This is a genomic window from Tepidibacillus fermentans, from assembly GCF_004342885.1.
GTDB lineage: Bacteria > Bacillota > Bacilli > Tepidibacillales > Tepidibacillaceae > Tepidibacillus > Tepidibacillus fermentans.
Map to the genome: position 1 here is coordinate 209,758 of NZ_SMAB01000002.1, position 22,600 is coordinate 232,357.

Consider the following 22,600-nt stretch of genomic DNA (forward strand, 5'->3'; position numbering starts at 1 on the left):
CAAAAAGGACATCCTAATAGATGTCCTTTTTATTTTATATTAAATTATGCCGACACTGTCTCTAATTCTACAGAATTGTTGATAGTAACACCAACACGCAATGTATCACTAACTGGGCACTTTGATTCAGCCATTTTAATTAAGCGCTCGATACGGTTTTGTGGTGCATCAGAGACAATGTGTACATGTACACGAATATTTTGATAACCACTTCTAGCATCTGACTTACCCATAGCAGCCATTGGGTCGAGCTCCCCTTCAACCTCAACACGTAAATCTTTAATATCTACGTGGAATGCTTTAGAGAAGAGACTAATTGTAATTGTTAAACAACTTCCTAAAGCAGAAAGTAATAATTCTGTAGGAGCCATTCCTTGGTTAGAACCACCGATTTGTTCTGGTTCGTCAACAGTAACTTTAAAACCGCGAGCTTCAGCTTCTACACGTGTCCCCTCAATTAAGCGAACGGATGAACGAAAAACTTGATTTGCCATTTTTAAAAACCTCCCACTTAATAATCATTCGTAAATAAGAATTTATTCTTTGTGAACTTTTCTACAAACAGTATACAAGAGGTTTTTTGAAAAAGATAGATATAAAAGAATATGTTAATAAATTTGTCATAATTATTATTTTAGATTGTAACAAAAAATACACAATTTAAACTCGTGGCATATACGAATGAAGAAATTTCGTTTACAATAAATATGGTTTTAATCGTTTATTAGGAGGATTGAATTAATGACAGTGGATGAAAAAAAGGTACAATTTATATATGATGATCGATTAGGAATTCACATACCTGATTTCCGAGTAGATTGGGAAGACTTATCGCTGAACGAACAGTTAAAAGTGATTGATCGATGGGAAAAGGAAAGGGCAAAGATTCCGGATCGTATTAAGGAATTAGAAGAAGAAATTATGAAAAAGCAGGATGAAATGTTTGAGATACCTTTTGAAGAATTTGTGGAAGTACATAAAGAAATTGTCGACCTGTCAAGTGCAATTAATGATTTGAATATTTGGTTTCGAACTCATGGACATGTTACAGAAGAAAATAATAATGGTAAAGAAAATCATAAAGAAGAACAAAATATACATTTGTAAAATTTGAGCAACCCTATTTTAAATGCGGGTTGTTTTTTTCTTGTACAACGTATATCAAAGAGAATAAAAATATGATACTCTATAGTTTATGAATGATAATCAATGAACTTCGAGAGGAGTCATTCGTAATGAAACTTATTTTTGTCACAACAAATCCTGAAAAATTAGCTGAAGCCCAATTAGCATTGGCCCCATTTGGGCATCAAGTAGAAGGAAAAAGTTTCCCATTTATTGAACCAACTGAAGGTACACTAGAAGAGATCGCAAGATATAAGTTAGAACAGATAAAAGAGGATGAGGAAATACCAATTTTTGTAGACGATTCTGGAATATTTTTTGAATCTTATCCTCAATTTCCAGGTATTTTAACGAAAAGAATTTTTCAGTTAATTGGTTATAAGGGGATCGACAAATTATTATCAGGTGAGAGTCGAAAAGCTTATTTTCGTGGTGTCATTGCTGTGAAGTGGAAAGGAAAAATCGATGTTTTTCACGGAATTACATCCGGCAGGATTATCTCTGAGATACCCTATAACTTACCAAAGGATTTACGCTTTCCTTTTGATCCGATTTTTATTCCCGACGGTGATACACAAGTGTTAGGAAATATGTCTTTAGAACAACGAGTCTATTATTCCTACCGAAGAAAGGCCTTAGAAAAGATGGGACATTGGCTTTATAGTTATCAAAAGTAAAAATACATGATATGAAAGGCCAGGGATTTAGAAAATGCAGTATCCATTGGAGATCGTGAAAAAGAATAAACGTTACAGTATTATTAATGGCGCTCATTCAATGATTATGAATACGTACTCCAGTTTTTTGGCGTTATATGCCATTCATATTTTACATGCGAATCACCAGCAGGTCGGTTTATTAAATTCCCTGGCTGCAGTCGTTAGTTTAGTAACAACGATCGTGGGAGGATATTGGTTTAGCCAACTAGAATTAAAAAAAAGGTTCTGTGGCTTTTCGATTCTGTTTGCTCGAATTGCTCTTTTATTGTTTGCTTTGATTCCTTATATTCCGATCTACCAGGCATGGATCTTGGTTATTTTAGTGGGTCTGATGAATATTCCAGCTAGTTTGGCCAATCTATCTTGGCAATCTTTGATGGGTGATTTAATTCCAGAGAAAGAACGAGGAAAGTTTTTTAGTTATCGAAATCAAATCTTAACGATCGTAGGAATGATTGCAACCGCAACCGTAGGGGTTATACTTAATTTATTTGATAAAGATAACCCTGTTCCATATCAGGGGTTATTTATCATTACATTTATCTTTGGTGTGTTAGAAGCTTATTATCTATTTAAGCACATCGAACTTAAAGAATATAGTTCAAAGGGAACGGTAGAAAAGGACTCCCTTATTGTGGCAATGAAAAAAATGTGGCAAACCAAACCCTTTCTCTTTTTTCTAATCAGTTCGATTCTATTTAATTTTGGTTGGCAAATGGCTTGGCCGCTTTTTAATATCTATCAGATCGAGTATGTTCATGCAAGTGCTTTTTGGTTAAGTTTGTTTACTGTTGCGAATCAACTCTCACAAATTCTTACCTATAAATGGTGGGGGAGAATGGCTGACCGTTTTGGTAATTCGATGATGCTTTTTGTAGCCAGTGTAGGAATGGCAACGGTTCCATTTTTAACGGTTCTATCAAAAAATCTCTATTATTTAGTCTTCACAAACTTTTGGAGCGGTGTTTCTTTATCAGGAACAACTCTATTATTATTTAATCAATTATTAGCTGTTTCGTCTGAAAAGAGTCGGTCTTCTTATATTACGCTTTATACGATCTTTATTGGTTTTGTTGGTTTTATTGCTCCACAGGTCGGGGTATGGATACTGTCTATTTTTGGGATGAACGCAGCGATGGATCTATCCGCATTGATTCGTTTATTAGGTGGAGTAGCTTTTATCTTGGTTGCTTTCCGCGTTGAACAGCAAAGACATAAGCCATTGAAGGACAAATCAATCACTCAATAAATAGGGGTGTTACGTTTGGCATCATTTCGTTTTATACATACAGCTGACTTGCATTTAGATAGCCCTTTTAAAGGATTAAGACATCTTCCAAAACAAATCGTATCAGAAATTTATGAATCTACTTTTCGCAGTTTTGATCGGATCGTAGAGTATTGTATTGAAAAAGAAGTAGACTTCTTATTGATAGCAGGAGATGTGTATGATCTAGAAGTGCAAAGTCTAAGAGCACAAATCTATCTGAAAAGATCATTGGAAAAATTGAATCAACATGGAATTCATACCTTTATCATTCATGGGAATCATGACCCGATCGATCAGCAAAAAGCACAAATAAAATGGCCTGAAAGGGTTCATTTTTTCTCTGGAGATCGTGTAGAAGGAATATCTTTTCTCAAAGAAAACAAAGAAATCGCTAGAATCGTGGGCAGGAGTTATCCGATGAAAGCATTTATGGAGAATATTGTGAAAGATTATCATAGACAAAATCCGAATCTGTTTCATATCGGTTTGCTTCACACCAATGTAGATGGTCAACAAAACCATGATCCCTATTGTCCTTCTCGTTTACAAGAATTGATTTCTGGGGAGATGGATTATTGGGCATTGGGACACATTCACAAACAAATGATTTTACATCGTGGTCCATACGTAATCTATCCTGGTAACCCACAAGGAAGACATATTCAGGAGACAGGGGACAAAGGGTGTTACTATGTTGAAGTAGTGGACAATGAAGTTCAGTCCATCCAATGGTTATCAACGGCGCAAATTCGCTGGGAAACAATTGAACTAGATATTTCCCAGATTACGACCATTGATGATCTGATAAACCTTATCGAGATGGAGATTGAGGAAAGACTGATTCAAATCAAACGTCCAATGTTAACTCGTGTTATCTTAAAAGGTCAAACCTCCCTTCATATTTTAATAAACGAAGAAGATCAACGAAAAGAAATTGAAGAAGTATTAAATGTTCATTTGATTGAACAACAACCTTGGGCATGGATTGAAACGATTCAGGCTGGAACACAACCACCCATATCGATCGAAAAAATTGGAGAACAAGGAAGTTTTTTAGCAGATTACCTTTCTCAAATTGAACATTTTTTTAAAAAGATGGATACTGAGACGATAAAAAAAGAAATTTTATCAGAACTGTTTCGACATCGAGGGATAAAAAAACATTTTTCATCGTTGACGAATGAAGATATGGAAGAGATAAAGAACCAAATTATCAATTATGCGTATGAGTATTTGCTGGGAAAAGAATGAAGGAGGGTTATTATTGTGGATTGAATCTTTAGAAATTTATGGTTTTGGCAAATTAGTAGAGAGAACGTTCAGGTTGCAACCAGGTTTAAATCTCATCGAAGGTTTTAATGAAGCTGGTAAGAGTACAATGAAAGCATTTATTCAAGCGGTCCTATTTGGTTTTGAAAGTAGAAGGAACCCTCATTTGCGTTATGAACCATTAAACGGAGGAAAATTTGGTGGAGCAATACAAATGATTGATCAGGAAGGGCAATCCTATCGAATCGAGCGAGTCTATCATCATAAGATTTCTGGCGATGTTCGAATTTATTTACCAAATGGAGACATTGTCGGTGAAGAGTATTTACCGATTTTACTTCATCAGATCAATGAAAAAGTTTACCGTCAGATTTTTTCTTTTGGTTTAAATGAGATTCAACACCTTGATTCCCTACAAGATCAACAAATCAATAGTTTTTTGTATCATGCAGGTACTGGTGTAGCAAAGCAAATTCTTCAAATGAACCAGGAATTAACAAAAAAAGAACAAGAACTATTTAAAATGGGAGGGAAAAACCCCATTATTAATTCATTGTTTACAGAGATGGACGATATCTCGAATAGAATGAATTTACTAAAGAGAAAACACCTACAACATAAAGAAATTTTGTTGAAAATTGAGCAATTGAATCGTAACATTGATGAAATTGATCGGAAAATGGACAACATCAAACAAGAACTAAAGGAATATGAGAAAGCTGCACATTACTATCGTACTTATCGAGATTTAAAAGAAATAAAATGGAAACTGAGCAAGTACTCAGATGAACCTATCTTCCCTGAGAATGGGATTGAGCGACTTGAAATGATTGAATCTAAAGTTAATGAAATTGAGGTTGAAAAAAAACAACTTGAAATCAAAAAAATGGATTTAACTAAACAAGTAACAACGATTCAGTCTCAGCTATTAACGGAACAAGTGAGACGGCAAATTGAATATCTTCGTGATCATTTACCCTACTATCAGCAAAATAAAAGCAGATTCTTTCAACTTCAAAATGATTTGAAACATCGAAATGAAGAAATAAATGAAAGTCGAAAGATGTTAGGGCATTTTTATTCGGAAGAGGCCATACGCATGTTTGAGTATTCGATTGCAGATAAACAAACGCTTCAAACCATTATCCACCATTTAGATTTAAAAGAAAAAGACCTTCTCACACTTGATCTCAAATTTAACGAATTAAAACAGAGGTACGAGTCGAACAAGTTAAATCTCTTAGAAATCGATAATCTCAGTAAAAAGGATCAAAGAACGAAACTGATGATCACTTCTTGGTTACGATATTTTATTCCATTGATCGGACTGATCAGTAGTTTTGTTTTTATCTATTATAAACAATGGTGGACAGCAGGCATATTTATATTATTATCTTTTCTAACGACAAAACAATACCATCATTTATTCACGCATCTTAATCAGTTATCTGATCAACAAGTAGTTCAAGTAAAAAACGAAATCTCACGGTTGGAAAAGGAAATCGTTGAATTACGACAAACGAAAGAAAAAATAAAGGAAGAGTATCGTCAGCAAAAAGACCTCTTGCAAAAATGGTTACAACAACATCGTCTGCGGCCAGATATATCCCCGATCATAATCTTTGATACGATTTCGTTCATTCAAAAAACAAAAGAGTTATATAAGGCTCAGGATCTTCTAAATGAAGAAATCCAGGCACTTCAACAAGAAATCCAAGATTTTGAAGCTCGAGTAATCTCACTACATGCGGATGGACTTACTGATCCTAATAGAATAGAAGAAAAGGTGTATCAATGGATTCAATCTTATCAACAAGATCAGGAGAACCGGTCAAAACTTGATCAATTAAATCTGCAAATCAATGACGTAATCGGGGAAATGAAACGATTGGAAGATCGAAATCATATTGAACAAGAGAAAATAAGCCAATTGTTCAATTATGCACGGGTAACAAGTAAAGAAGAATTTTACTATCGTGCAAAAGACTATGCGACTTACCAACAATTACGTTTACAATATAAACAATATTTTTTTTCGATTCGAAATGGTTGCACCACGGATGAAGAATATCAACAAATCATACAGAAATTAGAACAATTTGAAGAAAATGAAATGATACACATGATCGATCAACGAAAAGAACGACAAAACCAATTACAAAGTCAACTAAAAAATCTTTTGGAAGCTAAAGGAGAATTACAGAATCAACTAAAGGAAATGGAAGAAGATAGGAGTTTATCCGTTCTGCAACACGAATATTTTGTTTTACAATCCCGTTTACATGAAAATGTAAAAAATTGGGCAACAATCTCGATTGCCAAGTATCTTCTTCAACAAACAATGAAAATTTACGAAACAGAGAAACAACCTGAAGTGATCCGAAAAGCTTCAGAATACTTTCGTTTAATGACAGGAAATCAATATAAAAGAGTATTCGCTCCGTTAGATGAGGCAACCATAAAGGTATTACGAATGGATGGTCGAATATTTGAACCGCAATACTTAAGTCGGGGAACAGTAGAGCAACTTTTTATTGCGATGAGATTTGCTTTAATCGAAGAATTTACAAAGAAAGTAGAGCTACCCTTAATCTTTGATGATATTTTTGTCAATTTTGATCAGCAACGATTACAACATACACTAAAAGCAATAACGGAGCTATCAAAAAACCACCAAGTTTTAATTTTTACATGTCATACTTATCTTGTTTCTAAAATGAAAGAAATGATCGGAAATATTTATACCATTCGCATATAATGTTGAATTCAATCATTTATTCTTTTGGTAAACAAATGGCAATCCGCCAAGTGAGATGTTTATAAAAATAATAATCAAGAACAGCTGAACCGGATAAGAAACCAAGAAGGCGCCAATCGATTGTTTTCATCCATTCCATCCTCATCACCTCTACTATAGTATATGTTCTATAGGTTTAGGACGACCCAGTAAAGTATCACGAAGATAAAAATGTTTGATTCAATGACAATGGAAATTCGTCAATTTCGGTCAACTAGAAAAGAGGAGAATCAATGAAAAAAAAATCTCTATACCCCATAGGTCTTTGGATTTTGGCGATTGGAATGACAATCAACGTAACAGGTAATTCATTCTTATGGCCATTGAATACGATTTATATTACAGGAGTATTGCATAAATCGATGTCAATCGCAGGCTTTGTCCTTATGCTCCAACAAGGATCTGGTATTTTAGGGAATTTGGCAGGTGGATGGTTATTTGATAAATGGGGTGGAAAAAAGACCATAGTGATTGGAATCATCTTTTCCGCTATCACTGTTTTATCATTGGCTTTCTTTCATCAATGGCTTCTTTATGTTTTACTTATGCTCCTTCTTGGATTTAGCAACGGACTTGTTTTTCCCTCGATGTATGCGATGGCTGGTTCGGTATGGCCGGAAGGAGGGCCAAAGGCTTTTAATTTAATTTATGTGGCGCAGAATTTGGGTGTGGCAATTGGATCAACATTAGGTGGGGTTGTAGCCCAGATATCATTCACTTGGATTTTTATCGTCAATTCCATCACCTTTTTAATATTTCTTTTATTGGTAATCTTTGGTTTTCGCAAAGAACAATGGCAACAGGCTGTGGTTTTTTCTGGAGTTGAGATATCCGATCAAGAAGAGGGTAGGGAGTCAAAAGAAGCTTCGAGAGCTTTTGTATCATTAATGATCTTGGCCACCGCCTTTGTGATCGCATGGATGCCCTATGTACAATGGCAAACTAGTTTATCCAAATATATTTCTAATTTAGGAATTCCTTTATCAAAGTACACGTTGTTATGGACGATTAATGGCGCCTTAATCGTTCTAGGGCAACCACTTTTTTCATTGATCACGAAAAAATTCTTAACTACAATCAAAAAACAAATGATGGCTGGAATCGTCATCTTTATTCTATCATTTGCGATTATGTTACATAATTCCCTTTATATCGGTTTTGTATTTGCCATGATCACGATGACCCTTGCAGAAATGTTAGTTTGGCCTGCTGTTCCTGCTGCCGCTGCTGATCTAGCTCCAGAAAATAAGGCTGGGTTTTATCAGGGAGTAGTAAGTAGTGCTGGTGCTGGGGGAAGAATGTTGGGCTTTTTAATTGGCGGTTGGCTCTATGACCATACATCTATACCCAACTTGTTGTGGATAATGATGGGGCTTTTTGTGATTTCAGGTTTGGCCTTTATGAATTATGATCGTGGATTAAAAAGGAAAGGAAAAAAATCTTATGCCTAATGATTGGACGCATCTCCTATTTTGGGAAAGGGTAGCGGCACAATCAGGGATATATTTTTCTTCACAGCAAAAAGAATTTCAACTTGGTACACAAGGACCTGATCACTTCTTCTACTATTATTTATGGCCTTGGAAGAAGAAGGATCGATCGGTTATCGAAATAGGGACTCAAATTCATAAGGAACATTGTGGTAAGTTTTTACTTCACACGATTGATTATCTAAAAGAAAATCCTAATCCTATCTTGAAAGCCTATGTATATGGCTTTATTAGTCACCATATCCTAGATCGGAACCCGTATATTTTTATCGTTTGACCCAATTTTATGATTTTGGGGGCAAATATATAAACAACGGGCGTGTTAGAATATACAAAGCTGATGTAGGCTTGTATGTTCTAATGCTGCTCTGATATCTTGCGGTTTTCCTTGAATAAACAGATCGTAGGAAAACTCGCTCGCTAAAGTCGCAGTATATAGAACATACAAGTCAGGTTCAAAGATAGTGGGTTTGCATATTGACCAACCAACCCAAAAACAAACGGACCTAATATATCCGAAAATTTACTCGAGATTCCGTAGAAACCAAAGAATTCTGCTGTCCGTTTCACAGGAACCATACTTCCAAAGATCGTACGACTGATCGCTTGACTTCCCCCTTGAACAAAATCAACGGCTGTCGCAAGCATATAAAAATGAACGGTAGATTGCATAAAATAGCCAAAGACCACAATGATGACATAAGTCCATAACGAGAGGTATATGCCCTTTTTGATCCAATCTTGTTCGCTAATGTTCCAAATAATAGAGAAAAGGGAATGCCTACAAACTGGGTAATGAGAAGTGCAACAATGAGATCTGTTGTATCTATTCCGGTTTCATGACCATAGATCGTGGCCATTTTTATAATCGTACTGATTCCATCATTATAGAGCCAAAAGGCAAGAAGGAATTTCAATCAAGGGGGATAATTTCCGACAAAAAAGCATCATAAAAAACATTTCCTCCTGAAAAACCAATCATACCGAAAATAAAGAGAAAAGAGACGAGAAGATAATCGCCTTTTCCAGTAAAAAATAATAGACCAGTTGCAATTGCCTCCATATAATCAAAGAAACGTAAAAATTTTTTTTTGAACGGGAGTAATCCGCTATTGCTCCTAAAATCGGTGCAAGAACAGCAATGATGAACATGTCAATTGAAGAAGTGTAACCCCAATAGGCGGTAGCAGTCGTAATGGGTAGATTTGCTCCTGCAACATCAGTATAGTAGATCGGTTAAACGACCGCCATAATCGTGGTAGCGAAAGCAGAATCCGCCCAATCATACATCGTCCAACCCCAAATCGCTTTTTTATTCATATATACACTCCTCCCCTATCGTTTTATCTACATCATATCATGGGTAACCCCATTAGTGATAAAACAAATATTCTTTAATTAATTTTTTACATTTTTCATTTCATACAGTGATTCATCCGATGCTTTTAATATTTTATATTTGATTGGTAACGTTTACAAATTATTAAAAAATCAATAAATTCTATCTAATTATTTTTTTCGAAAAAAAATATTGTTTAAACAATTATTATAAATTATAATAACATTCAAATATTTACGTTTTTCGATACTAAAATAAGAAATGAATAGTGAATTTAGTAATAAAAAAATAAAAGTTATAACTAATCAGATAACTAAAATACTATTTTAGTAACGAAATGGAGAAGTTATATGGATAATGTACAAATAATAGATGAGTTAGATAAGGAAATCATTAAACTTTTATCCAAAGATGGTAGAATGGCATTTACAGAGATTGCAAGTCAATTAAACGTCACAGAAAAAACGGTGAGAGCTAGATATAAAAATTTAGTCGAAAATCAAATCCTTGAAGTAGTGGGGATCGTTAATCCGATCTCAATAGGAGTGAAAACAAGCGCAATTATTCAATTAGGTATTCAAGCTAACACCCTGGAAAATATAGTGAATCGGTTACGTAATTTTAAGGAAATTCGCTACATTTCCTTAACTTCTGGCGATTATCAATTGTTGATCCAAGTACATGTACATACCTATGATGAATTGACAGAAACTTTGAAAAAATTAAATCAAATCGAAGGGGTTACCCGTACCAATGTCATTGTTCAGTTTGAAGTGTATAAGAATTCTTTTGAGTTTTTATAGGAAATATTTTTTTACTCATTACTTTAACACTATAAAGCTTTCAATTATCTATCATATGAATTTTCAAATCATGTGAGTCTAATGGTATCTCTTGAAGTTTATTTAAAAGGGAGTGATTTGGATATATAAGCTTTTAAAAGAGTTAACCCAGTTACATAGACCAAGCGGGTTTGAACAACCCATAAGCTATCATGTGAAAGAATATATAGCAAAGCTGACAGATTCAGTCGAAATGGACAAGCTAGGAAATGTGATTGCCTAAAAAAAGTACAAGACTTGGGCCTTAAGTAATCTTAACTGCCCACATGGATGAGGTTGGTTTCATTGTCAAAAAGATTGAGTCAAACGGTTTAATTCGCTTTTAAAAACTAGGAGAGCATGACGATCGTATCTTAGCACAAAAAGTAACCATTCGTACGGAAAAGAGACTGTTAAGAGGGGTGATTGGAACGATTTCTGCTCATTATGTGAAATTTGAAGATGCAAAAAAAGTACGTTCCTATCAACAATTGTATATCGATATTGGGGCTACTGCCAAAGAAGAAGCAAAAAAATGGGAGTAAAAGTAGGAGACCCTATTACTTGGGCGACATAACTTGAATACCTTGGAGATGATCATACTGGCAAATTACTTGGTAAAGGATTTGATGACAGAGCGGGAGTAGCTTTGGTTATAAAGATTTTGGAATAATTGCAAGATTTTTACTTAGCAGGAGAGTTGGTCATTATCTTTTCTATTCAAGAAGAAGTGGGTTTAAGAGGGGCAAAAGTTACTTCCGCAAATCTTGAAGCAGATAGATACATAAATTGAATTTTAGGAAAGGGAGTAGGAGAATGAAAATCTATATTTCAGTGGACATGGAAGGAATTTCAGGTGTAGCGACAAACATGCAATTGAAAAAAAATGATGAGTATAATCGTTTTCGCAAACTGATGACCCAGGATGTCAATGCGGCGATTGAAGGAGCATTTCGAGGAGGAGCGACTGAAGTTGTTGTTGCTGATGGACATGGGAATATGTCAAACATTCTGATTGAGGAATTAGATCCTAGGGCTCGTTTAATATCAGGTAATAATCGGGTCATGTGTCAAATGGAAGGAATTGATGATAGTTTTGATGGAGTGTTCTTTGTTGGCTACCATGGGAGAGAAGGTGGATCAGAACGTTCAGTGATTAGTCATACCTTAGCTGGGATTGCTGTTAATGAGATGAAAATTAATGGTAAAGTGGTTGGGGAAAGTGAATTAAATGCAGGAGTAGCGGGCTTTTTTGGTGTACCTGTTTTACTAGTAACAGGAGATGATGTGGTTACTTCAGAGATTAAGTCCACGTTGCCTGATGTGGAAACTGTAGTTGTTAAGCGTGGGATTGATCGTTTTGCTGCAGAATTACTACCTTTACAACAAGCACATGAATTAATCCGAACAAAAGCAGAACTTGCTGTAAAAAAAGCAAAGCAGATCAAACCATATCATATAGAAGGACCAATTACTTTTGAAATTGAGTTTAAAGGAAGTAACCAAGCGTTAATGACAACGACGATTCCATCAGTAGAATTGATTGGACCTAAAAGGATTCGTTTTACCTGTAATGATTACATAACGGCTTATAAAATGATGTGGGGGTTAGTCATTATTGGGATGTCCGCAACAAATGGTGTTTTAGGACATGCCAATGCATAGATCAAATACATATACAAGGGGGAAAAAAGAAATGAAAAAAAGTTTATTAACACTAATGGTTTTAGTATTATTGATGGTTCCTGTTTTATCCGCTTGTGGATCAACTCAAACGACCTCTAGCTCAGGAAAAAGCGAAATTAAACAAGAAATTACGTTAAATTTAATGAGTGAACCACCAACCTTAGACCCAGCACTAGCAACAGATACTACTTCCGGTTGGGTTATTGAAAATCTATTTGAAGGGCTATATACTACGAATAAAAATGGAGATGTTGTAAAAGGTCTTGTTAAGGATGTTAAGGTTTCTGATGATGGCAAAACTTATACTTTTACTATTCGTGATGATGCGAAATGGTCTGATGGTACTCCAGTAACCGCTCAAGATTTTGAATATGCTTGGAAGCGTGTTTTAAATCCAGAAACAGCAAGTGAATTTGCTTTTTATTTGTATTATCTTAAAGGGGCAGAAGCTTACAATAAAGGAAAAGGTTCTGCCGATCAAGTCGGTGTAAAAGCAACTGACGATCATACTCTTGTTGTAAATTTAGAAGAACCAGTGGGCTATTTTGATAAATTATTAACATTCTGGGTGTATTTCCCTGTCAAAAAATCTTTAGTTGAATCAAATAAAAACTGGGCTGCAGAAGAAAATACATTAGTAAGTAATGGAGCCTACAAGCTAACCAGTTGGGAACATGATTCTAAAGTAGTCGTTGAAAAGAATGATCAATACTATAACAAAGATGAAATTACGATGGAGAAAATTACATGGGTTATGATTAACGAGGCTACCACTTATTATCAAATGTATAAAGGTGGACAAATTGATCTCATTACAGATATCCCTTCAGATGCAGTTGCACAAGAAAGATCAAACCCAGAATTTAAGATAACTCCATACTTTGGTACTTATATGTATATGTTTAATGTAAACAAAGAACCATTTAACAATCCAAAGGTTCGTCAAGCTTTTAATTTAGCCATTGATCGTGAAGCGATTACTAATCAGGTTACCCAAACTGGTCAAATTCCAGCATATGCTTTCGTACCAGAAGGAGTGAAAACTCCATCAGGTGAGGATTTCCGTAAACAAAAAGAAGCATATTTCAAACAAGACATTGAAAAAGCAAAACAATTAATTAAAGAAGCAATGCAAGAAGAAGGATGGACGAAGTTCCCAGAAGTAACACTCATCTATAATACTTCTGAGAATCACAAGAAAGTCGCTGAAAGTATTCAAAATATGTTATCCAAAAATCTGGGTATCAATGTGAACCTTGAAAATCAAGAATGGAAATCTTATTTGGCTAGAACTAACAGTTCAGATTTCCAAATGGCTCGTATGGGTTGGGTCGGTATCTTCTTAGATCCTGCTGTTATTCTTGATTATTTCTTAGGGGATAGTCCTAATAACAGAACCTTATGGGTGAATCCAAAATATGACGAGTTATTGCATAAAGGCAAAGTAGAAGCTGATCAAACGAAACGGATGGAATATTTACATCAAGCAGAAGACGTCCTTATGCAAGATCTACCATTCATGCCAATTTACTTTTATTCTCAAAACTATCTAACTTCTAAAAAGTTTGAAGGTATTGTTTACCCATATAATCGCTATCCAAACGTTCGATGGGCGAAAAAAATAGCAGAATAATGGTTTTAAAAATGATAGATCTACTCTTTCTTGAGTAGGTCTTTCATCTTTTTATATGGAAAGAAACCTTAAAGTGGATGGAGGAGAGAAACATGAAAAAATTACTATTAACTGGCTTTGAGCCTTTTCTAGAATATCCAATCAATCCTACCGAAAAAATCGTAAAAGAGTTAAATGGGAAAACCGTCGGACATTACCAAATATTTGGACATATTCTACCTGTTGATTACAAAAAAGCTGCTGACGAACTGTTTAACGTATTTGATCAAGTAAAACCAGACGTTGTTATTTCTCTAGGATTAGCAGCTGGAAGAAATCGGGTAACTCCTGAACGAGTTGCTATAAATTGTAATGATGGTCCAGTCGATAATCAAGGGAACGTTTTAACAGATGAAGAGATTGTTCAAGATGGGCCAGCAGCATATTTTTCGACATTGCCTATACGTAAAATGGTTCAAGCTTTGCAAGAAGTAGGTTTACCAAGTGAAATATCAAATACAGCAGGTACCTATTTATGTAATCATGTGATGTACAGTATGTTACACAAAATTGCTAAGGAAGGTTTATCCGTTCGCGCTGGATTTATTCATATCCCAGCCTCTCATGAATTAGCCATTAAAAATCGATCCTTACCAAGTTGGTCGCATACCCAATTGGTACAAGCAATTGAGACGATTATACGTGTGTTGGACGAAGAATAAACTCATGGTATAGTAAAAGAAAATCAAGTTTTAATAAATGGGGGGAATTATAAAAATGAAATTTGTTACGTTTAGACGACAAGAGGAAGAAAAAATAGGACTTCTTATTCATCACGATCAAGAGATTCTAGACTTAAAAACAGCTGAAATAGCTATGTCTGGACAAAATCTTATCCCTAATACCATGATAGAAGGTATTGAATTAGGGGAGAATTTCCTAAAGAGATGCATAGAAATTTATGAATGGGTTAGCAAAAAAGACAATAGAGAATGGACCTATTCTCTTGATAGTAATGAAATCCAATTACTTTCACCAATTCCAAAACCAAGAAAGAATATTTTTTGCATAGGAAAAAACTATGTTGCTCATGCTTTAGAAATTGGTAAAGCTGAGGATATTCCAGAATATCCAATGGTATTTACAAAAGCACCAACGGCGGTTACTGGACATTTAGCAAACGTATATAGTCATCACTCTATCACTCAGAAATTAGATTATGAAGGGGAATTAGCAGTCGTTATTGGGAAAAGAGGAGTATCGATCCCAAAAGAAGAAGCGATGGACTACGTATTTGGTTATACGATTGTCAATGATATTACGGCTCGTGATATACAGCAACGACACAAACAGTACTTTTTGGGCAAAAGTCTTGATACAACTTGCCCGATAGGACCAAGTATCGTACATAAATCCTTAATTCCTGATCCACATCATCTTCAAATTACAACGAAAGTGAATGGGGAAGTTAGACAAAATGGAAATACGAAGGACTTTATTTTTGATATTCCAACTTTGATTTCTGTATTGTCACAAGGAATGACGCTAGAACCAGGAGATATCATATCTACTGGAACACCCTCAGGAGTAGGTCATGGGATGAATCCGCCGAAATATCTAAAAGCTGGAGATGTGATTGAAGTTAAGATTGAAGGAATCGGGGTATTAAAAAATAGAATTGTAGATTAAGCTTCTTTATCGGGCCTTGTATATTCTAACGCTGCTCCTAACCTTAAGGCTTTCCCTGAATAAACGGTCAGTAGGAAAGCTCGCTCTAAAGAATCAGCTTATAGAACATACAAGCCAAGCTTATTAGGTTTGTATATTCCATAAGTGTTGGAATATACAAACCTATTTTAATTACATAATTATATTATGGTTAAATTGAAAAATTTCTAATCCTATGATTATTGTATAATATCAGTGAATCATTATATTTTAAAAAGCTTCAACTACTACGGAGAGATGCAGATTGAAATTGTTAACGCGAGAACTTGCACAAAAGATTGTTGAAAGAACGATGGGAATCATTAACCGAAATATCAATGTGATGAATGAAAAAGGAATTATTATTGGTTCTGGAGATTCAAGTCGTATCAACCAAGTACATGCCGGAGCAGTTGCGGTTATTGAAAGAGGAGATATCGTTGAGATCGATGAAGAAGAGGCACAGTTTCTAAAAGGAGCAAAACCTGGTGTCAATCTTCCTATTTATTTTAAAAATGAAATTGTTGGTGTTGTGGGGATTACTGGTAAGCCAGAGAAAGTTAGGGGATTTGGTTTGCTGATTAAAATGGCGGCAGAAATGATTTTGGATCAAGCGTTTTTAATGGAGCAAATTCAATGGGATGAGCGTTTAAAAGAAGAAATATTGCATCAGTTGATTACAGGGGAAAATACCTCCGACCCATGGTTTAAAGAAAGAGCGAAAACATTAGGTATTGATCTCGATGTCCCTAGAATAGTAGTTATTCTTGAACTAAGATCCAATTCCTTAACGGAAGAAGCATTGAGTAAAAAAAGAAAAAAAGTTGTATCCATTTTAAAATCATTAATTGAGCCTGAAGACTTGCTAACTTTAGCTTACACTACAGAAATTATTCTTCTAAAAAAAATTCGTTTAAAAGGTTTAGAGACGGATAAGGATCATTTATTTCAACAATTAAATGTTTGGAAATCTCGATTATACCATTCCGCCAAAGTAAAAATAAAAATAGGAATTGGTACATATTATCAAGATTTTAAAGAATTGGCCCAATCTTATGATGAGGCGAAAAAGACATTAAAAGTAGGATTAACCCTTTATCCAGATCAAGATATCTACTGGTATAATGAGATGGGTTTTCCTATTTTAATCCAACAAATTTCTGCCATGAATAATCATCCTTTGTTAGAACATTTTAAAAAGATCGTATACAGGGATAAAAAAGGAGAGTTACAACAAACTCTAAAGGTGTTTATTGAAGAAAACGGTGAGATTAATAAAACCGCGGAACGACTGTTCATTCATCGAAATACATTACATTATCGATTAGATAAAATGAAAGAAATTACGGGAAAAGATCCAAAAAAGCTAAATGAATTGATTGAATTATACACATCAATGCTTATACATACTCTGAGAAATAATTAATTTTTTTGTGCAAAAGCCCAAAAACTTTACCTCAATTTTTGGACTATTTTTGTTTTAATGAATGATGTTTATTTCCAGGAAAACGCTTACTATGGAAGTATAAAATAATCTATCATGAATCTGAAAAAATTGTTTGTTCATACAAAAAAAGGAGGATATGAAATGGCTGCTCAAGTACAAGTTACAGCTTTAGGAGCTATTATTGCATTAGTGATTGCGATCATTCTTATTTTACGTAAAGTTCCACCAGCATATGGAATGATTGCTGGAGCTTTGGTGGGTGGAATTATTGGTGGAGCTAGTTTGGTTGATACCGTTTCATTGATGATGGATGGTGCCAAGGGTATTATTCCAGCTGTATTAAGAATTCTAGCAGCTGGTGTATTAGCAGGAGTTTTAATAGAATCGGGTGCAGCTTCAACGATTGCTGAAACGATTGTTAAAAAACTAGGGGAAACAAGGGCTTTACTCGCTTTAGCGATTGCCACAATGATTTTAACTGCAGTAGGGGTATTTATTGATGTAGCTGTTATTACCGTTTCACCAATTGCACTAGCGATTGCAAAGAGAGCAAATATCTCTAAACTAGCGATCTTATTAGCCATGATCGGTGGAGGTAAAGCAGGGAATATAATTTCTCCAAATCCAAATGCCATTGCAGCCTCAGATGCGTTTCACTTACCTTTAACTTCTCTTATGGCTGCAGGACTGATTCCAGCTATTGTCGGCGTAATTCTTACCTATTTTGTGGCAAAACGATTAATTCAAAGGGGATCACAAGTAGAAATTAGCGAAGTGCAAAATCATGCTGAAGGGAATTTACCAGGATTCCTAACTTCAATCACTGCCCCTATTATAACTATTTTGTTACTTGCATTACGCCCTCTATTTAAGATCAATATCGATCCCATGATTGCATTACCTGTTGGTGGACTTGTAGGGGCACTTGCAATGGGACGAATTAAAAAGATTAACGATTATGCCGTATCAGGTCTTGGGAAAATGTCTGGTGTTGCGATCATGCTATTAGGAACTGGTACATTAGCAGGTATCATTTCCAATTCTGGGTTAAAAGGCTTAATCATTGATGCATTAAATGCATCAGGATTACCTGCGTACCTACTTGCACCAATAGCTGGTATTTTAATGTCTGGTGCTACAGCATCGACCACTGCTGGTACTGCAGTTGCAAGCCAAGTCTTTGGTCCAACCATTTTACAATTAGGTATCTCAGCATTAGCAAGTGCTGCAATGATTCATGTAGGGGCAACTGTATTAGACCATTTACCACATGGTAGTTTCTTCCATGCAACAGGTGGTAGTGTCAATATGCAAATTAAAGAACGTCTTAAATTGATTCCTTATGAATCTTTGATTGGTTTAACGATGACAATTATTTCTACTTTAATCTTTGGTGTTTTTCGCTTGTTATAATGGTGTCAAATAGATGGGAGTGGTACGAATGAAGATTGTAATTGCACCAGACTCTTTTAAAGAAAGTCTTACAGCACTTCAGGTTGCCAATGCAATAGAGAAAGGATTTAAAGATATCCTAAACAATGCAGAATATATCAAGATTCCAATGGCAGATGGCGGAGAAGGAACGGTTCAATCATTGGTCGATGCAACGAATGGAAAAATCATTAAAAAAGAAGTGACCGGTCCACTAGGAAAACCAGTTGAAGCCTTTTTCGGTATTCTCGGAAATGAGAAAACGGCAGTTATCGAAATGGCAGCTGCCTCAGGATTACATCTTGTTCCTCAAGATGAAAGGAATCCACTGATTACAACGACATGGGGTACAGGAGAATTAATTTTGGCAGCTTTAGAATATGGAGTAGATCATATTATCATCGGAATTGGTGGTAGTGCGACTAATGATGGCGGAGCAGGAATGGCGCAGGCATTAGGTGCAAAGTTACTGAATCAAGAAGGAAAACAGATTGGTTATGGTGGAGGATCATTGTATCAAATAGCTACGATTGATATTACAGAAATGGACACTAGACTCCAGAATGTTAAAATTGAAGTAGCTTGTGACGTAACCAATCCTTTAACAGGACCAAAAGGAGCTTCGGCGATCTACGGACCACAAAAAGGTGCTACTCCCGAAATGGTTAAATTTCTTGATCAAAACTTGAACCATTATGCAGAGATCATAAGACGGGATTTAAATATAGATGTAAAAGAAATTCCAGGTTCTGGAGCAGCAGGTGGACTTGGTGCAGGATTACTTGCTTTTCTTTCAGCAGAACTAAAACGAGGAGTTGATATTGTCATCACAGCAACGAAGCTGGAAGAGCACATACATGGTGCATCCTTAGTCATTACTGGAGAAGGGAAGATTGATTCTCAAACCATTAATGGAAAAACGCCAATCGGGGTCGCGAAAATAGCGAAAAAATATCATATTCCGGTAATCGGAATCGCTGGTAACATTTCCAATGATAGTACAGTCGTCCATGAACATGGGATTGACGCTTTATTTAGTATTGTGCCACGGGTTACAACTTTACAGGATGCGATGGAGAATGCCGAGGAATATGTAACGCAAATAGCAAGAAATATTGCTGCTATTTGGAATTTTGCTAAGAAATAAGACTTTATAAAAATGGGGCTAAACAATTATGTTTATGCCTCTTTTTTGCTGTTTGTGTTGTTGATTTCATGCCTTTATTGAGTACAATTAAAAGAGTGGGCAAATAATGTCAAAATTTCATTAAATAATGGTGGTGTCAAAGTGGAAGATTTTATTAAACGATATGAAACATGGTTGAATCATCCAAACTTGGAAAAAGAACTTTATCAAGAACTACAAGCAATAAAGGATAACCTCGAAGGGATTGAAGAACGTTTTTACAAGGATCTAGAATTTGGTACAGGTGGACTTAGGGGAATTATTGGCGCTGGAACTAATCGTATGAATGTTTATACGATCCGAAAAGCAACAATGGGCTTGGCCAATTATATCCTGAAACAAGGAAATGAAGCAATGCAAAGAGGAGTCGCCATTGCTTTTGATTCCCGTAAATTTTCTAAAGATTTTGCGAAAGAAGCTGCCAGAGTTCTTGCTTCCAACAAAATTAAGGTATATTTGTTTGAAGAGTTACGACCAACTCCTTTACTCTCTTTTGCGGTGCGTTATCTTCAAACATTCGCAGGAATCGTAATCACAGCGAGTCACAATCCACCAGAGTACAATGGGTATAAAGTCTACAACCAAGATGGAAATCAAATTACGGAGGAAATGGCAAACGAAATCTATCAAGAGATTCAAATGGTTGATAATCCTCTAAATGTTCAAATGGAAAACTTCCAAACACTTTTCGCTGAAAAATTGATTACATATATTTCGGATGAAGTAGATCAAGTTTATGATCGGATGGTAAGATCCTTATTATTAAATTTTGATCTCATCCAAAGAAAAGGTAACGATATTACAATTGTCTATACTCCATTACACGGAACTGGGAATAAACCCGTGAGACGAATCTTAACTAATGTGGGATTAAAAAATGTGTTTGTCGTTCCTCAGCAAGAATTGCCTGATCCGCGGTTTTCAACTGTTAAGGCTCCAAACCCTGAGGAAAGAGAAGTGTTTAGGTTGGCGATTCAACTTGCTAATGAGAAAAATGCGGATATCATTATGGCGACAGATCCCGATGCTGATCGTTTGGGAGTTTTGGTGAAAATAGGGGATGAATATCAGGCATTAAATGGAAATCAACTTGGGGCAATAATCTTATATTATTTATTACAGCAAAAATCACATCAAGGAATCTTACCGAAGAATGCAGCCTTAGTCAAAACAATTGTTACTTCAGACCTAGGCGAAGCGATTGCTTCAAAATTTGGCGTCGTTACAGAAAACACCCTTACTGGTTTTAAATACATTGGTGAAAAAATCAAAGAATATCAAGAATCTGGAAGTCATACTTTTATTTTTGGCTATGAAGAAAGTTATGGTTATCTGGTTGGCGATTTTGTTCGTGATAAGGATGCTGTTCAGATTACTGTAATTGTCGCTGAAATGGCACTTTACTATAAAGAACAAGGGAAAACACTTTTTGATGTGTTAGAAGAAATCTATCAGGAATTTGGCTATTATATGGAGGATCTCGTATCTGTCACATTAAAAGGAATTGAAGGTAATCAAAAAATTCAAGAAATTGTGGCTTCCTTCCGCGATAATCCCCCAAAAGAAATTCAAGGAATCAGGGTCAGCTATATCGAAGATTATAAACTTGGGCTAAAACAAGATCTATTGACAGGAGAAAAATCGAAATTAACGCTACCAAATTCCAATGTAATTAAAATGGTGATGGAAGATCAATCTTGGTTTACTGTTCGTCCATCTGGTACTGAACCTAAAATTAAGCTTTACTTCTCTGTTGTGACCCCATCCCGTGAAGAATCTCAATTCAGACTCAGTCAGTTAAAAGCAACAGTATTAGAAAAGGCCAATTTAAAATAAACACTTATCTTTCAGCCAGTCCTATAAGGAACTGGCATTTTTTTATGTTTAAAGAAACGAAATTACGAAAGCAATCTTGTTCTTTTAGTACTAGTTTTTACTTATTAAACATAATAGTAAAGCAAGAAAGAAATGATAGAGTGATTTTCGGTTCGTAGAAAGGATGAGATTCTCGTGGATGAGCAAGAATATCGTTATTGGGTGAATCATGTACAGCAGGTTATAGAATTAAAAGATGGAGCATTTGACGAATTTGAAAACTGGCAAAACCGAGCATTACTTAGTCGAATATTAGCAAATATGAACATCTACAGACCAGCAATAAAATTAATGGAATCCATTTTGGATGAAGCCAAAAAAGAAGATGAAGAACACTATGTTTGGGCTCTTTCTGATTTAGCTAATTTTTATTGGTTACAAGATGAAAATAAGGAAAAGGTTTTAGAACTATTAAATATTGCCATCAATCAAATGAATCAACTTGATAAGAATACTTTTCCGTTCATTAACAAGGGATTTTTATATAATCAAATGTGGCAAATCCTTGCCTTAGCCGGTGATTCAGCAAAGGTGAACCAACAGATTCATATCATCATCCAAAATGAAGAGTTGCGCAATTGTTCAAAAACCAATAGTTTACTTTTTTACTGTTATTTCAACTTAGCCTTATTTGCATACGAAAGAGGAGAATATGAGAAAACGATTTCTTTATTAAGAAGGGCTTATTCTTATTCAGAAATTAAGCAAGAAGAAATTGAGCGAATTGTCCAATCTGATTTAACTCTACAACGAAAAGTAGGGGAAATACTTTCCTTAGTAAATCGTTTTTTATATTTTGAATCTTAATTTTTAAAAGAAATATCAC

The 22,600-nt window shown here is 35.2% G+C and carries 20 protein-coding genes and 2 pseudogenes; 20 read left to right on the forward strand and 2 right to left on the reverse strand.

All coding sequences use genetic code 11. The annotated features are described in order from the left end of the window. Nucleotides 1–44: 44 nt before the first annotated feature. A complete protein-coding gene (locus tag EDD72_RS02440) occupies nt 45–494 on the reverse strand; it encodes an OsmC family protein (RefSeq protein WP_132767042.1) in 450 nt (149 codons plus the stop codon). A 247-nt stretch (nt 495–741) separates the two neighbouring features. Between EDD72_RS02440 and EDD72_RS02445 the strand changes: the two genes are divergently transcribed. The 7 genes from EDD72_RS02445 (at nt 742) to EDD72_RS02475 (ending at nt 8,947) form a co-directional block, all read left to right on the forward strand. Next, complete coding sequence (locus EDD72_RS02445; RefSeq protein WP_132767043.1) at nt 742–1,107, forward strand: hypothetical protein; 366 nt, start codon at nt 742–744, stop codon at nt 1,105–1,107. Nucleotides 1,108–1,235: 128 nt separating this feature from the next. Beyond that, complete coding sequence (locus tag EDD72_RS02450; RefSeq protein WP_165894939.1) at nt 1,236–1,802, forward strand: non-canonical purine NTP pyrophosphatase; 567 nt, start codon at nt 1,236–1,238, stop codon at nt 1,800–1,802. A gap of 34 nt (nt 1,803–1,836) precedes the next feature. Further along, complete coding sequence (locus EDD72_RS02455) at nt 1,837–3,093, forward strand: MFS transporter (RefSeq protein WP_132767045.1); 1,257 nt, start codon at nt 1,837–1,839, stop codon at nt 3,091–3,093. A 15-nt stretch (nt 3,094–3,108) separates the two neighbouring features. Then, nucleotides 3,109–4,365, forward strand: coding sequence for a metallophosphoesterase family protein (locus EDD72_RS02460; RefSeq protein ID WP_165894940.1), 1,257 nt, complete (start codon nt 3,109–3,111; stop codon nt 4,363–4,365). A 13-nt stretch (nt 4,366–4,378) separates the two neighbouring features. Continuing rightward, nucleotides 4,379–7,141: an ATP-binding protein gene (locus tag EDD72_RS02465; RefSeq protein WP_165894941.1), complete on the forward strand. Its 2,763-nt coding sequence runs from the start codon at nt 4,379–4,381 to the stop codon at nt 7,139–7,141. Between the two features lie 272 nt (nt 7,142–7,413). Then, complete coding sequence (locus EDD72_RS02470) at nt 7,414–8,631, forward strand: MDR family MFS transporter (protein WP_132767048.1); 1,218 nt, start codon at nt 7,414–7,416, stop codon at nt 8,629–8,631. Beyond that, on the forward strand, nt 8,624–8,947 hold the full coding sequence (locus tag EDD72_RS02475) for a zinc dependent phospholipase C family protein (protein ID WP_132767049.1): 324 nt from the start codon (nt 8,624–8,626) through the stop codon (nt 8,945–8,947). Before EDD72_RS02470 ends, EDD72_RS02475 begins: the two co-directional genes overlap by 8 nt. Before the next feature lie 143 nt (nt 8,948–9,090). Here EDD72_RS02475 and EDD72_RS13000 read toward each other — a convergent pair. After that, a pseudogene (locus EDD72_RS13000) lies at nt 9,091–9,530 on the reverse strand (MFS transporter). An 829-nt stretch (nt 9,531–10,359) separates the two neighbouring features. Here EDD72_RS13000 and EDD72_RS02485 point away from each other — a divergent pair. The 13 genes and pseudogenes from EDD72_RS02485 (at nt 10,360) to EDD72_RS02545 (ending at nt 22,581) form a co-directional block, all read left to right on the forward strand. Then, entirely contained in the window at nt 10,360–10,812 is a 453-nt protein-coding gene (locus EDD72_RS02485) for an Lrp/AsnC family transcriptional regulator (RefSeq protein ID WP_132767050.1), read from the forward strand. A gap of 112 nt (nt 10,813–10,924) precedes the next feature. Next, complete coding sequence (locus EDD72_RS12675) at nt 10,925–11,074, forward strand: hypothetical protein (protein ID WP_207893619.1); 150 nt, start codon at nt 10,925–10,927, stop codon at nt 11,072–11,074. 43 nt (nt 11,075–11,117) lie between these two features. Next, nucleotides 11,118–11,375 (forward strand): annotated as a pseudogene (locus EDD72_RS02495) (hypothetical protein). Nucleotides 11,376–11,503: 128 nt separating this feature from the next. Further along, nucleotides 11,504–11,623 (forward strand): hypothetical protein, encoded by a 120-nt coding sequence (locus EDD72_RS02500; protein WP_132767052.1) that lies wholly within the window; start codon nt 11,504–11,506, stop codon nt 11,621–11,623. Nucleotides 11,624–11,646: 23 nt separating this feature from the next. Next, nucleotides 11,647–12,495, forward strand: coding sequence for a M55 family metallopeptidase (locus EDD72_RS02505; protein ID WP_132767053.1), 849 nt, complete (start codon nt 11,647–11,649; stop codon nt 12,493–12,495). A 31-nt stretch (nt 12,496–12,526) separates the two neighbouring features. After that, the gene (locus EDD72_RS02510) at nt 12,527–14,149 is read left to right on the forward strand and encodes a peptide ABC transporter substrate-binding protein (RefSeq protein WP_132767054.1); all 1,623 of its coding nucleotides are present in this window, start codon (nt 12,527–12,529) and stop codon (nt 14,147–14,149) included. A 92-nt stretch (nt 14,150–14,241) separates the two neighbouring features. Continuing rightward, nucleotides 14,242–14,850, forward strand: coding sequence for a pyroglutamyl-peptidase I (gene pcp / locus EDD72_RS02515; protein WP_132767055.1), 609 nt, complete (start codon nt 14,242–14,244; stop codon nt 14,848–14,850). Between the two features lie 55 nt (nt 14,851–14,905). Beyond that, complete coding sequence (locus EDD72_RS02520; protein ID WP_132767056.1) at nt 14,906–15,817, forward strand: fumarylacetoacetate hydrolase family protein; 912 nt, start codon at nt 14,906–14,908, stop codon at nt 15,815–15,817. A 283-nt stretch (nt 15,818–16,100) separates the two neighbouring features. Further along, on the forward strand, nt 16,101–17,261 hold the full coding sequence (locus tag EDD72_RS02525; protein ID WP_132767057.1) for a sugar diacid recognition domain-containing protein: 1,161 nt from the start codon (nt 16,101–16,103) through the stop codon (nt 17,259–17,261). Between the two features lie 162 nt (nt 17,262–17,423). Further along, nucleotides 17,424–18,695, forward strand: a complete 1,272-nt coding sequence (locus EDD72_RS02530) for a GntP family permease (protein WP_132767085.1) — start codon at nt 17,424–17,426, stop codon at nt 18,693–18,695. Nucleotides 18,696–18,723: 28 nt separating this feature from the next. After that, nucleotides 18,724–19,860, forward strand: coding sequence for a glycerate kinase (locus EDD72_RS02535; RefSeq protein ID WP_132767058.1), 1,137 nt, complete (start codon nt 18,724–18,726; stop codon nt 19,858–19,860). 141 nt (nt 19,861–20,001) lie between these two features. Then, nucleotides 20,002–21,735, forward strand: a complete 1,734-nt coding sequence (locus tag EDD72_RS02540; RefSeq protein ID WP_132767059.1) for a phospho-sugar mutase — start codon at nt 20,002–20,004, stop codon at nt 21,733–21,735. 174 nt (nt 21,736–21,909) lie between these two features. Then, nucleotides 21,910–22,581, forward strand: coding sequence for a hypothetical protein (locus EDD72_RS02545; protein ID WP_132767060.1), 672 nt, complete (start codon nt 21,910–21,912; stop codon nt 22,579–22,581). The last annotated feature ends 19 nt before the right edge of the window (nt 22,582–22,600 follow it).